This is a genomic window from Tropicimonas sp. TH_r6, assembly GCF_033101155.1.
In the GTDB taxonomy this organism is placed as follows: Bacteria; Pseudomonadota; Alphaproteobacteria; order Rhodobacterales; family Rhodobacteraceae; genus Tropicimonas.
This window is the reverse complement of the sequence record NZ_JAWMPX010000016.1, coordinates 21950-34793: the sequence shown is the minus strand read 5'-3', so window position 1 is coordinate 34793 and position 12844 is coordinate 21950. Positions and strand designations below refer to the sequence as shown.

Here is a 12844-nt window from a genome sequence, read left to right as displayed (position 1 = left end):
GGCTCCCATGTGGCACATTTAACGAAATCAAAGGGTTGGGTCGGGCGCGGAAATCTCCGTTCCCGGCCTTCTTATTGAGCAGAACCCGGAAGGATAGACCATGAAATCAGCCCCCCTCACGGCCATTGCCAAGCGCCCCGAAGCGGAAGCCCGCAAGGTCGGCCTCAAGGCCCGTTCACGCTTCAACCGACAGCTTCGCAGCGTCCTCATGAAGTCCCTCGGATGGCCCGTTTACTCCGCCCGCATGGACAAGTGGGAGGCGGAGCATTGGGCAAACGGACGGCCTCAGCGATGGGCATCCATGCGGGTGCGCCCGGAAGTGGCTGTCGCAGTCGGAGAACTGCAAGCCAACTATCTCGCCCGCAACGACAAGGAGGTCTCCCAAGCTGACGTTCTGTCCGCTCTGGTCGCGGCCTCCCTCCCTGAACTCCTCCACCGAGAAGAGTTCGCCCCGGCCAGGTGACACCCGTCGCTGGTCCCGAACAATCATCATCACACTTGAGAAAGGATAGCCTATGTCTGGCTGGTACAACGCAGAAGGCCCCATCAATCCCACCCCCTCCAACCTCGCCTCCGAGAACACCGCGCATGAAGTCCGCGCTGTGGTCGGTGGTGGAGGAGTTGAACTCACCTTCGACGGCGACGGGAACGCAACAATGAAGCAGTCCCTGTCGGGTGGTTACAATGTCAGCAGTCAAGAAACCTATCAGGGCCGCAACGACATACTCGGCACGGCCCGAGACGCTGGCAATGGCGTCATCCATGCGCGGCCCCTCACGAACAACGACACGGTAGATGTTGGTGGCATGCGAACGAACATCGCAACGGCCATCTCCCTTGGATTCCTTGAAAGGGACGGCAACGGGGGCTACCGCGAAGGAAGTGCGACCGTAGCCCAGCCGGGAAAGCCTGAGGCGGCACCTGCCCCGCAAGACCAAACGCAGGACGAAGCCCAGCAAGAGAACCCGAACGCCGCCCCGGAGGGCAATGAACAGCCGACCGAGGGGGCCGTAGACGTGAACACTGAAGCCCTGGCTGCGAAGATCGCGGAGACCACCTCGCCCCAATCCCAAATCAACATGGTCGAGTCTGTCATCCACCAAGGGGAGGTTATCCCCCGCGTGATCGAACGAATGGCCAAAGACGCGGGCATGGAGCCAGACGAGATGGGCGAACAGGTCGAAGCCCTTCACGCTGGTCTCTATCAAGCCGGTGTCGAGGAGTTCGCGTCTCGCGTTGGCGGTTTCGAAAACGAAGCCTTCGACCGCTTCCTCACTAGCGACCGCAGGGCCGTTGAGATGGTCCAAGACGTGGCCCGCGATTGGGCGACGAACAGGGGCACCTCAGGAATGGATGACCTCGCCGACCGCTACCTCGAACGCATGGACCAGTTCCAGCCCGACGAAGTGAAGGCGGCGCTGGACGAGGGCGAATACGGCCATACGGTGCGACCTGACGGCAGCATACTGGTGACCCTCCCAGACGGGACCGAGGTGCCGTGGCGGGTGGCTGTTCGTCAGCAGCTTATCACGTTCCTGTAGGTGCACCTGAGGGACTGGTAGAGGGAGATCAGCGACCGGCCCCACCACCAACACCACCAGAAACACGAAGGAGTTCACCGAATGACACCAACGCGAAGGAAACGGCTGTTGGAAGAGATGGAACGGCTTGAGCTTGAGGAGGCCGCAAGGGCTGCCTCCATGGCCCCCTACGCGGGCCTGTCAGGGCAAAGCCTCTACGCCGCTCAGAAGGCCGACAGGCAGGCGGCAAAGGAGGCCAAGAGAAAGCAGCGAGAGCGAGGCAGGCAAGCCATGGAGGCGAGGGAGCAGGCTACCAGAGCTTCGGCTTGGGTGGAGCATCAGGGGCTACCGGAAAGGCGACCCGTGGGGAGACCCGAAGACTAGCCCCATTCTGGGATGACGCCCAGCGCGTCCACCGACAACAGGGCGCGGCTACAGACCCCCAACCTAGCGCGCTCGCTACCATAGGCGGTGTTTCCCGTCCCCTCCCGCTTGTGGCCAAGGAGGATTTGTTGAACGAGGTCAGGCACGTCAGCCGAGACCAACCAGTCTTTCATACAATGACGGAGGGAGTGGTTGGTGTGCTTGTCGTTGGTCGTCACCTTCCGCAGGTGTTTCATTAACGCCTGAGACGCCCCGTCAGCACCCCTAGGCTTGCCATAGCGCGGGAATAGCGGCTCGCCTGATGCTGCTCCCTCACGGACGACCAATGCCCCCCTTGCGGCAGCAAGAGCGTCACTTGAGAGGGGCACCTTGCGGATTGATGACTTGTTCTTCAGACGCCGGATGGAGTTGAAGCGGAGGTGGACGTGGGGGAACTCATGGCCGAGGACAACGTCGCCGATTTCCAGCCCCGTTACCTCGCCCAGCCGCGCGCCGGTACCGGTCATAATTCGCCAGATCAGGACAAGCTCTGGGGTAGCGCAATGACCGAGTAACTGCGCTCTCATGGCAGAGAGAACGTCAGCTGGGAGCGACTCTCGTTCCTCACCATAACCACTGACAATCTCCTCGGCGGGCATCTTGATGCGGAAGGGATTGTCTAGCTCCCGTTCTAACCTGAGGGCTTCGATGATTTCATTCACCATCGCCTTCGCCATCCCAAGTTCACGCTTCACGGTCGCGGGCGTAAGCGGCTTCCCCTTGTTGGAGGCCGAGGAAAGCATAACGTCTCGGAGGTCCCGTACCTGCTCAGGGGTTAGGGCTGCTATGGTAACTTGGTCCAGTGGCCCCCATTGTTCCACCAGCCGCCTGCAAACGCGATCAAGTCTGTTCTGCTTCTGTTGGTCGGCCCCTATCACCTCTTTCAGGTAGTGCTGGCGGGCATCCTCAAGGGTGACCGAAGGGGGTTTCGCGGCCCCATCCAATACCAGACGGACCACTTCGGGGCGATAGCCTATTCTGACGAGCGACTCAGCTAAGACATCCCTGCGGTCATCCTCTTGCCCTTCAAGACCGACCACTTCGGACACCATCTGGTCAGCTTCGGCCTTGTCCATGCGGTGTTGCTCACGGGGCGCTGGGGTGGTCTCCTTGCGGGCTATAGCGACTCGGTGATCGAACTCTCTGACCAGCTTGGCTTGCTCCGATACCATCGCGGCCCCTTCACGGGCCTTCATGGTCACCTTCATGCCGTCACTGGGGAGCTTGTCTCTAACGTCTTTGGGCCAGCGGCGGAAGAACCTCTTGGTCCCGCCTTTTCTCTCTTCGACGTGTTTCAGCTTCACCACGACCACCATCTTTTTCCCACCCGTGTTCCCACAAAAGTTCCCACAACGCCAGCCGAACGCCTAGCGAAACCAATGATTTAAGGGGTTCTTGAGGGGGAAATGGTGCCCAGGAGAGGACTCGAACCTCCACGTCCATACGGACACTAGCACCTGAAGCTAGCGCGTCTACCAATTCCGCCACCTGGGCAGGTGTCGTGAGCGCGGTGATTATATCCGGTCTCAGGGGGTGTCAACGGCTATTGGGCGCTTTTTTAAGAAGCCACCCGATCGGGTGTGCAGTTTCGATACAGCCGCGACGCAATCGCTGCTTGTTCCCTAGCCATTGCGGCGCTATCTCGAAGCGCAAGCCACCGAACGGAGGAAGCCCAAATGTCCAAGCTCGTCACGATTTATGGCGGCTCCGGTTTTGTAGGACGCTATATCGCGCGCCGCATGGCCAAGGATGGCTGGCGCGTCAGGGTCGCAACGCGGGTGCCAGATGAGAACCTGTATGTGCGCACCTATGGCGAGGTCGGGCAGGTTGAGCCGGTTGCCTGCAATATCCGCGATGAAGCGTCCGTTGAAGCCGCAATGCTGGGGGCCGACGCTGTTATCAACTGTGTCGGAATTCTCGCGGCCTTCCGAAAGAACAGCTTTGACAGTGTTCATGTCGAGGGAGCCGAACGGGTGGCGCGGCTGGCTGCGGCGGCAGGAATTGAAAAGATGGTTCATATCTCCGCGATCGGTGCGGATGCGCAAGCCGAGGCGGAATATTCCCGGACCAAAGCCGCCGGGGAGGCTGCCGTTCTGCGCCATGTGCCCAACGCGGTGATCCTCCGGCCATCCGTCGTCTTCGGGCCTGAGGACAATTTCTTCAATCGTTTCGCGTCCATGTCCCGCTTCGGTCCGGTGCTCAATATCATCGGGGCAGACACGAAATTCCAACCGGTCTATGTCGACGATGTCGCCAAGGCGGCCGTCGCGGGTGTGACGGATGCGGCCCCGGGGATCTATGAACTGGGCGGGCCGGATGTGGCCTCTTTCCGCGACTGGATGCGGCTTATGCTTCGGATCGTGCGGCGCGATGGCAAGCTGATCTACGACATGCCCAAGGGAATCGCCAATCTCATGGCCGGGACGTTCGGTGTGATCCAGAAGATCAGCTTCGGAAATATCGACGCGCCGCTGACCCGCGACCAGATCAAGAACCTGGCGCATGACAATGTCGTTTCTGATGGGGCGCAAGGCTTTGCCGAGCTCGGGATCGAGCCGATTGCTGCCGGGTCGGTCCTGCCGGAGTATCTCTGGCGCTATCGCCCGACCGGACAGTTCGAAACCTTGAAGGAATCAGCGGATAACCTGAAGGTCTGACAGTCTTCGATCTTCATGGAAGCAAGGGCCGGCCTCGCGCCGGCCTTTCTCGTTCAGGAATAGGCGATCCAGAGCACTGCCAGCCCAAGCACGACGCGGTAGATCACGAAAGGCGTGAAGCTGGTCGAACGCAGCAGGCGCATCATCAGGCTCAGTGCGAGCAGGGCTGCGACGAAGGCGAATCCGGCGGCGATGGAGGCGTCCTTCAGGAGCGCCATGTTACCATCCGAGATCACTTCGAGGCCGAGCAGCGTGCCCGAGGCGATGATGGTCGGGATCGACATCAGCATCGCGATACGTGCCGCATCCGAACGCTCATAGCCGAGATGCCGGGCGCCGGTGATGGTGATGCCCGAGCGGGACGTGCCGGGGATCAGCGCCACGGCCTGCCAGAGACCCATGATCCAGGCATGTTTCATGGACCACTCTTCGGCCTTGAGATCCTGCGCGCCCTTCTGGTCCGCCCAGTATAGGACAAGGCCGAAGACCAGCATCGTCCAGCCAATCACAGCGATGGAGCGCATAGCCTCGTCGAGACCGGTCACTTTCAGGGCCAGACCGGCGACTACGACCGGGATTGTGGCGATGGCCAGCAGGAGAGCGAGGCGCGCGCCGGGCGTGTCTGCCTTGCCGGTCATGAGGCGCGGTACGCCGCCAAGCGCGGTTCTCACATCCGACCAGAAATAGAGGATGACCGCGAAGAGCGTACCGACATGGGTGGCGACATCGATTGTCAGGCCCTGGTCGTCAAGGTTGGTCAGGCTGGGCAGAAGAATCAGGTGGCCGGAAGAGGAAACAGGCAGGAATTCGGTAAGGCCCTGAATTACAGCGACAAGAAGAATGTGAAACAGGGTCATCTGAGCGCGGCCTCTTGGGAAAATCGCGCGCACTGTAACCGGATGATTTCGAATGGAAAGAGATCATGTATGGCGCGTATGCTGACCTAAATTTGGGGCGACGCGGCGTAAGTTGTATGGATTGGAGGGGGCTTTCCTGCAAATAGGTCATGCTTTATGACTTTATTTCCCTGTCGCAGGGGTGTAAGCAGCGCGGACTGAATGATGGAGGCAGCCAGTGGCCAAACAGCGAATGCTCCAATTTGTGTCCGTGGACAAGCAGATGCCCGCCAAGCGCGAGGCTGACCAGAGGGCGCATGACTTCCTGGAGATCTATGGCGAATTTGCCGAGGCAAAAGCCGAAGAGCAGGCCGGTCGGTGTAGCCAGTGCGGAGTGCCGTACTGCCAGTCGCATTGCCCGCTGCACAACAATATCCCCGACTGGCTCCGCATGACGGCCGAGGGCCGTCTGCAGGAAGCCTATGAGGTCAGCCAACTGACCAACACCTTCCCGGAGATCTGTGGACGGATCTGTCCGCAGGACCGTCTCTGCGAAGGCAATTGCGTGATCGAGCAGTCCGGGCATGGCACCGTGACGATCGGTGCAGTGGAGAAATACATCACCGACACGGCGTGGGAAAACGGCTGGGTGCAGCCGATCACGCCGTTGACCGAACGGGTCGAAAGTGTCGGCATCATCGGCGCCGGCCCAGGCGGGCTGGCCGCGGCGGACAGGCTGCGGCGCGCCGGCGTGCAGGTGACCGTCTATGATCGCTACGACCGCGCGGGCGGGCTGCTGACCTATGGCATTCCGGGCTTCAAGCTCGAGAAGGACATTGTCATGCGCCGCAACGAGCAGCTTGAGCAGGGCGGCGTGAGTTTCGTGCTGAATTGCAATGTCGGCGAGGACATCTCCTTTGCCGAGATTCGCGAGAAGCACGACTCGGTGTTGATCGCGACCGGCGTCTACAAGACGCGCGACCTGCAGGCGCCGGGCTCCGGAGCCAAGGGGATCGTCCGGGCGATTGACTACCTGACGGCCTCCAATCGGAAGAGTTTCGGCGATGCGGTGCCGGAATATGACAGCGGCGAGCTGAATGCCGAGGGACGCAAGGTCGTTGTCATCGGTGGCGGTGATACGGCGATGGATTGCGTTCGCACGGCGATCCGGCAGGGGGCGACTTCGGTAAAATGCCTCTATCGCCGCGACCGGGCGAACATGCCGGGCTCGCTGCGTGAGGTGCAGAATGCCGAGGAAGAAGGCGTTGTCTTCGAATGGCTGACCGCACCGAAGGGCTTCACCGGCGAGCCGGTTTCGGGCGTGATGGTGCAGAAGATGCGCCTCGGTGCGCCGGATGCCTCTGGCCGTCAGCGTCCCGAGGTGATCGAGGGGGCCGATTATGTCGAGGAGGCCGATCTCGTCATCAAGGCGCTTGGCTTCGAGCCGGAGGAAATTCCGTCGCTCTGGGGCACGCCTCAACTTGAAGTGACCCGCTGGGGCACGATCAAGGCGGACTTCCGCAGCCACGAGACCTCCATGCCGGGCGTCTTCGCGGTCGGCGACATCGTGCGCGGCGCCTCGCTTGTTGTCTGGGCGATCCGTGATGGACGCGAAGCGGCCGATGCGATGATCGAGCGGTTCGATGCAGCCAAGCATGGTGTGGCGGCCGAGTAGGGCCGCTCCGGGCGCAGGAAGGGATCGGAACGTGGTTCGACATCTGACAGGGATCTGGATTGTCGCGTGTGCCGTAACGCTGTCGGCGTCGGCGCGGGCGGAGACCGTGGAGGTGCCCGCGGGGTGCGAAGCTTTCCTGACGGTGCAGCAAAAGAACTGCGGCGTGTCGCATTACTGGCGCTGCGAGAAGGCTCCGGATGGCACGGTCTGGGAAGTGCATTACGACAGCGAAGGGGTCTTTTCGCTCTCTGTCTATGATCACGATTTCCAGTGGCTGGACAGCCAGTATTACCGGGACGGCACCCGCGAGCATCTCGTCGGCGACGCGCCGGATCCGGCCTCGCTGACCGAACTTCTGGAGACCGGCGCGGATAGCTATGCCTTCGTGATCCGCGAGGACGGGCCGGAAGGGACGCGCGACATCGTTCACCAGGGGTATGACACGCTCACGGGCCTCAAGGTCGAGATCGACGGCGTGGAGCTGTTGGAAACGGAGTTCGCCTCCACCGCGATGGACGCTGTGAGCGGCGAGGAGATTTTCGCCGTCGCCGGAAATCAATACGTGCTGGTCGAGGAACGGCTCTTCTTCCTCGGCCCTGACAGCTTCCTCCAGAATGGCGAGGAGATGTCCAATGATTTCAGCCCGGTCCGGTTCATCCGTCCCGGCGAGCCGGGGTTCACTGACATGACTCCGCTCTACGGATGCAATGCGAGCGAGGAAATCCTGTTCCGCCCGAAGAACGGGGGAGCTACGGAATGAAGGGACGCTGCATGTGTGGCGCGGTCACGCTGGACGTGGCGCCCGAAAAACGCGAACTGCACGCGTGCCATTGCGAGATGTGCCGGCGCTGGACCGGGTCCGTCTTCGTCGAGATCGACGTTGCGGCACCGGATCTGACGGTCGCGGGGCCCGTGAAAACCATCGCCTCCTCCGACTGGGCCGAGCGGGCCTGGTGCGACACCTGCGGCTCGACGCTCTGGTACAAGGTCACATTGCCCGGGCATGAGCGATATGCGGTCGCCGCGGGGCTGTTCGAAGATGCCGGCGGCTTCGCGCTGGCCAAGGAAATCTACATCGACTGCAAGCCGCAAGGGTTCTCCTTTGCCGGCGAGCGTCCCACCGAAACGAAATCCGAAGTCGAGGCGAAATATGCCTCCTTTGCACAAGGAGAGTCCTGATGACCAAGTTCGATGAAAGCTGGGCAAAGCGGGAAGAAGAGACGCGCGCGAAGATCGCCGAGACCGGAATGTACGCCCCGGAAGAGGAGCATTCCTCCTGCGGCGTCGGACTCGTTGTGGCCATCGACGGCAAAAAGAGCCGCAAGGTGGTCGAGGACGGCATCAACGCGCTGAAGGCGGTCTGGCACCGTGGCGCGGTTGACGCTGACGGCAAGACGGGCGACGGCGCGGGCATCCATGTGCAGATCCCGGTTCCATTCTTCTATGATCAGATCCGCCGGACCGGGCATGAGCCGGATGTGGAGAAGCTGATTGCCGTGGGCCAGGTCTTCCTGCCCCGGATCGACTTCGCCGCGCAGGAGGCCTGCCGGACCATCGTCGAGAGCGAAGTCCTGCGGATGGGCTATTATATCTATGGCTGGCGTCACGTGCCGGTCGATATCTCCTGCCTCGGCGAGAAGGCCAATGCGACCCGTCCCGAGATCGAGCAGATCCTGATTTCGAACTCCAAAGGCGTGGACGAGGAGACCTTCGAGCGCGAGCTTTACGTGATCCGCCGTCGGATCGAGAAGGCCGCCGCGCAGTCGCGGATCGACGGGTTCTATGTCTGTTCGATGTCCTGCCGCTCGATCATCTACAAGGGAATGATGCTGGCCGAGCAGGTGGCCGAGTTCTATCCGGACCTGCAGGACGAGCGCTTCGAAAGCGCCTTCGCGATCTATCACCAGCGCTACTCGACCAACACTTTCCCGCAATGGTGGCTGGCCCAGCCCTTCCGCATGCTCGCCCACAATGGCGAGATCAACACGCTGAAGGGCAATACCAACTGGATGAAATCGCACGAGATCCGGATGGCGCATGGCACCTTTGGGGAAATGGCCGAGGACATCAAGCCGATCATCGCGCAGGGCTCGTCGGACTCCGCCGCGCTGGATTCGGTCTTCGAGATGCTGGTCCGCGCCGGACGAAGCGCGCCGATGGCGAAGACAATGCTCGTGCCCGAAGCCTGGTCAAAGCAGGCGGTGGACCTGCCCACGCCGTGGCGGGACATGTATTCCTACGTGAACTCCGTCATGGAGCCCTGGGATGGCCCCGCCGCGCTGGCGATGACCGATGGCCGCTGGGTTGTGGGTGGGCTCGACCGCAACGGTCTGCGGCCGATGCGCTATGTCGTGACGGGGGACGGCCTGCTGATCGCCGGGTCCGAGGTCGGCATGGTGCCGACGGACGAGACCAGCGTCGTCGAGAAGGGCGCGCTTGGTCCGGGCCAGATGATTGCGGTCAACATGTCGACCGGCAAGCTCTATCACGATGTCGAGCTGAAGGATAAGCTCGCGGCCTCCCAGCCATTTGGGGACTGGGTACAGAAGGTTGTCGACCTCGAGGCCGTGCTCGAAGGTGAGACCGAGGCGCCGATCTATACTGGCGGTGAGCTGCGCAAGCGCCAGATCGCGGCCGGCTATTCCGTGGAGGAACTGGAACAGGTTCTCGTGCCGATGGCCGAGGACGCCAAGGAGGCCATCGCCTCCATGGGCGATGACACGCCCTCCGCCGTGCTGTCCGAGAAATACCGTCCGCTGAGCCATTTCTTCCGGCAGAACTTCAGCCAGGTGACCAACCCGCCGATCGACAGCTTGCGTGAGTATCGCGTGATGAGCCTCAAGACGCGGTTCGGCAATCTCAAGAACGTGCTCGACGAGGACAGCTCGCAGACCGAAATCCTGATCCTCGAAAGCCCCTTTGTCGGCAATGCGCAGTTCGACAAACTGGTTGGCGAGTTCAAGTCACCGATGGTCGAAATTGACTGTACCTTCCCGGCAGGCGGCGCGCAAAACGCGCTGCGCGAGGCGTTGGATCGGATCCGCGCCGAAGCCGAGGATGCCGTGCGCTCGGGGGCCGGCCATATCGTGCTGACGGATCACTACCAGGGGCAAGACAAGGTTTCGATGCCGATGATCCTGGCCACGTCGGCGGTACATTCCGGCCTGACGAACAAGGGGTTGCGGACCTTCTGCTCGATCAATGTTCGTTCTGCCGAATGTGTCGACCCGCATTACTTCGCGGTGCTGATCGGCTGTGGCGCCACAGTCGTGAACCCCTATCTCGCCGAGGACAGCCTCGCAGATCGGATCGACCGTGGCCTGCTGGACGGCCCGCTCAACGAAGCGGTGACGCGGTATCGCAATGCGATCGATGCAGGTCTGCTCAAGATCATGTCCAAGATGGGCATCTCGGTCATCTCTTCCTATCGTGGCGGCCTGAACTTCGAGGCCGTGGGGCTCTCCCGCGCGATGTGCGCGGAGTTCTTCCCCGGCATGACAAGCCGCATCTCCGGCATTGGCATCGCCGGTATCCAGCGCAAGGCGGAGAAAGTGCACCGTGATGGCTGGGGTGGCGGCACAGACATCCTGCCGCTGGGAGGTTTTTACAAGGCGCGCAAGTCGGGCGAGACCCATGCCTGGGGTGCGCAGACCATGCATCTGATGCAATCGGCCTGTAACTCCGGCTCCTTCGAGCTGTGGAAGCAGTATTCAAAGAAGATGCAGGCCAACCCGCCGATCCATCTGCGCGACCTGATGAATTTCAAGCCGCTCGGTCGGCCGGTTCCGCTCGAAGAGGTCGAGAGCATCACGTCGATCCGCAAGCGGTTCGTGACGCCGGGCATGTCCCTCGGGGCGCTCTCCCCGGAGGCGCACAAGACGCTGAACGTCGCCATGAACCGCATCGGCGCCAAGTCCGATTCGGGCGAGGGCGGCGAAGATCCGGCGCATTTCGTGCCGGAGCCCAATGGTGACAACCCCTCGGCGAAGATCAAGCAGGTGGCCTCGGGGCGTTTCGGCGTCACGGCGGAATATCTCAACCATTGCGAAGAGCTTGAGATCAAGGTTGCCCAGGGTGCCAAGCCTGGTGAGGGCGGCCAGCTTCCGGGCATGAAGGTCACGGACCTGATCGCGCGGCTACGGCATTCCACCAAGGGCGTGACGCTGATTTCGCCGCCGCCGCATCACGATATCTACTCGATCGAGGACCTCGCGCAGCTCATCTACGATCTCAAGCAGATCAACCCGCGCTGCAAGGTGACGGTGAAGCTCGTGGCCTCCTCCGGTGTCGGCACCATCGCCGCCGGTGTGGCCAAGGCTGAAGCCGACGTGATCCTGATCTCTGGCCATAATGGCGGAACGGGCGCCTCGCCGGCGACCTCGATCAAATATGCCGGCCTGCCCTGGGAAATGGGCCTGACCGAAGCGCATCAGGTGCTGGCGATGAACAAGCTTCGCGAGCGGATCACGCTGCGCACCGATGGCGGTTTGCGGACCGGCCGGGACATCGTCATCGCAGCCATGCTTGGCGCCGAGGAATTCGGCATCGGCACGGCGGCGCTGATCTCCATGGGCTGCATCATGGTGCGGCAGTGCCAGTCCAACACCTGCCCGGTCGGCGTCTGTACGCAGAACGAGGACCTGCGCAAGAAATACACCGGGAGCGCGGACAAGGTGGTGAACCTGATCACCTTCTACGCCCAGGAGGTGCGCGAGATCCTCGCCGAGCTTGGCGCCAAGAGCCTCGAAGAGGTGATCGGCCGCACTGACCTGCTCGCTCAGGTTTCGCGCGGCAATGCGCATCTGGACGATCTGGATCTCAACCCGCTGCTGATCACGGTCGATGGGGCCAACGAGATCACCTACGACCTGTACAAGCCGCGCAACCCGGTGCCGGATACGTTGGACGCGCAGATCGTTGCCGACGCGGCGCGGTTCTTGAAGGATGGGGAGAAGATGCAGCTCTCCTACGCGGTGCAGAACACGCATCGCACCATCGGAACGCGCACGTCGAGCCATATCGTGCAGCGTTTCGGCATGCGCAACGCGCTGCAGCCGGACCACCTGACGGTCAAGCTCACCGGTTCGGCCGGACAGTCGCTGGGGGCTTTCGGCGCGCCGGGGCTCAAGCTGGAAGTGTCGGGCGACGCCAATGACTATGTCGGCAAGGGCTTGTCGGGCGCGACCGTGGTCGTGCGCCCGCCGATGAATTCGCCGCTCAAGGCGGATGCCAACACGATCATCGGCAACACCGTGCTCTATGGCGCCACGGATGGCTATCTCTTCGCCGCCGGTCGCGCGGGCGAGCGTTTCGCGGTGCGGAACTCGGGCGCCAAGGTGGTGATCGAGGGCTGTGGCTCCAACGGGTGTGAGTACATGACCGGTGGCGTTGCGGTCATCCTCGGCTCCGTTGGCTCGAATTTCGGCGCCGGCATGACCGGGGGCATGGCCTATCTCTACGACCCGGACGGCACCTCGCGCGAGATGATGAACATGGAGACTCTGGTGACGGCGCCGGTCTCGCATCCGCATTGGGAAGCCGAACTGCGGGGGCTGATCGAGAAGCATGTGGCGGAGACGGAATCGGTCAAGGCGGCCGATATCCTCCAGCATTGGGACCTGGAACTGCGCCATTTCGTGCAGGTCTGCCCCAAGGAGATGCTGATTCATATCCCGCATCCGCTGTCGATCGAGCAGGGGGCGATCCCTGCCGAGTGAGCCCGACAGTCGTTCA

Annotated in this window: 9 protein-coding genes and 1 tRNA gene; 7 read left to right on the top strand and 3 right to left on the bottom strand. The window is 62.0% G+C overall.

Annotated elements, in window-relative coordinates:
• The first annotated feature begins 100 nt into the window (after positions 1 to 100).
• Positions 101 to 463 (top strand): hypothetical protein, encoded by a 363-nt coding sequence (locus R3X27_RS15485; RefSeq protein ID WP_317709781.1) that lies wholly within the window; start codon positions 101 to 103, stop codon positions 461 to 463.
• 52 nt (positions 464 to 515) lie between these two features.
• A complete protein-coding gene (locus R3X27_RS15480; protein ID WP_317709780.1) occupies positions 516 to 1541 on the top strand; it encodes a hypothetical protein in 1026 nt (341 codons plus the stop codon).
• Between the two features lie 359 nt (positions 1542 to 1900).
• Here the strand turns inward: R3X27_RS15480 and xerC are convergent, their stop codons facing one another.
• Positions 1901 to 3259: a tyrosine recombinase XerC gene (gene xerC / locus R3X27_RS15475; RefSeq protein WP_317709779.1), complete on the bottom strand. Its 1359-nt coding sequence runs from the start codon at positions 3257 to 3259 to the stop codon at positions 1901 to 1903.
• A gap of 91 nt (positions 3260 to 3350) precedes the next feature.
• A tRNA-Leu gene (locus R3X27_RS15470) sits at positions 3351 to 3437 on the bottom strand.
• Positions 3438 to 3619: 182 nt separating this feature from the next.
• Between R3X27_RS15470 and R3X27_RS15465 the strand changes: the two genes are divergently transcribed.
• Positions 3620 to 4600 carry a complex I NDUFA9 subunit family protein gene (locus tag R3X27_RS15465; protein WP_317709778.1) on the top strand — a complete coding sequence of 327 codons (981 nt, stop codon included), beginning with the start codon at positions 3620 to 3622 and terminating at the stop codon, positions 4598 to 4600.
• Between the two features lie 53 nt (positions 4601 to 4653).
• On the opposite strand, the gene R3X27_RS15460 is transcribed toward R3X27_RS15465, so the two are convergent.
• Positions 4654 to 5457, bottom strand: coding sequence for an undecaprenyl-diphosphate phosphatase (locus tag R3X27_RS15460; RefSeq protein WP_317709777.1), 804 nt, complete (start codon positions 5455 to 5457; stop codon positions 4654 to 4656).
• Positions 5458 to 5674: 217 nt separating this feature from the next.
• Here R3X27_RS15460 and R3X27_RS15455 point away from each other — a divergent pair, with 217 nt between their 5' ends.
• The 4 genes from R3X27_RS15455 to gltB are packed head-to-tail and all read left to right on the top strand — an operon-like array spanning position 5675 to position 12828.
• On the top strand, positions 5675 to 7111 hold the full coding sequence (locus R3X27_RS15455; protein WP_317709776.1) for an NAD(P)-dependent oxidoreductase: 1437 nt from the start codon (positions 5675 to 5677) through the stop codon (positions 7109 to 7111).
• Between the two features lie 31 nt (positions 7112 to 7142).
• A complete protein-coding gene (locus R3X27_RS15450) occupies positions 7143 to 7871 on the top strand; it encodes a hypothetical protein (protein ID WP_317709775.1) in 729 nt (242 codons plus the stop codon).
• Entirely contained in the window at positions 7868 to 8290 is a 423-nt protein-coding gene (locus R3X27_RS15445; protein ID WP_317709774.1) for a GFA family protein, read from the top strand. The genes R3X27_RS15450 and R3X27_RS15445 overlap by 4 nt, the downstream gene beginning before the upstream one ends.
• Positions 8290 to 12828: a glutamate synthase large subunit gene (gene gltB, locus R3X27_RS15440; RefSeq protein ID WP_317709773.1), complete on the top strand. Its 4539-nt coding sequence runs from the start codon at positions 8290 to 8292 to the stop codon at positions 12826 to 12828. The genes R3X27_RS15445 and gltB overlap by 1 nt, the downstream gene beginning before the upstream one ends.
• The last annotated feature ends 16 nt before the right edge of the window (positions 12829 to 12844 follow it).

Coding starts and splice junctions, on each gene's coding strand:
- R3X27_RS15465 (WP_317709778.1), top strand. CDS start 3,620: ATGTCCAAGCTCGTCACGATTTATGGCGGCTCCGGTTTTGTAGGACGC.
- R3X27_RS15485 (WP_317709781.1), top strand. CDS start 101: ATGAAATCAGCCCCCCTCACGGCCATTGCCAAGCGCCCCGAAGCGGAA.
- R3X27_RS15480 (WP_317709780.1), top strand. CDS start 516: ATGTCTGGCTGGTACAACGCAGAAGGCCCCATCAATCCCACCCCCTCC.
- R3X27_RS15445 (WP_317709774.1), top strand. CDS start 7,868: ATGAAGGGACGCTGCATGTGTGGCGCGGTCACGCTGGACGTGGCGCCC.
- xerC (WP_317709779.1), bottom strand. CDS start 3,259: ATGGTGGTCGTGGTGAAGCTGAAACACGTCGAAGAGAGAAAAGGCGGG.
- R3X27_RS15460 (WP_317709777.1), bottom strand. CDS start 5,457: ATGACCCTGTTTCACATTCTTCTTGTCGCTGTAATTCAGGGCCTTACC.
- gltB (WP_317709773.1), top strand. CDS start 8,290: ATGACCAAGTTCGATGAAAGCTGGGCAAAGCGGGAAGAAGAGACGCGC.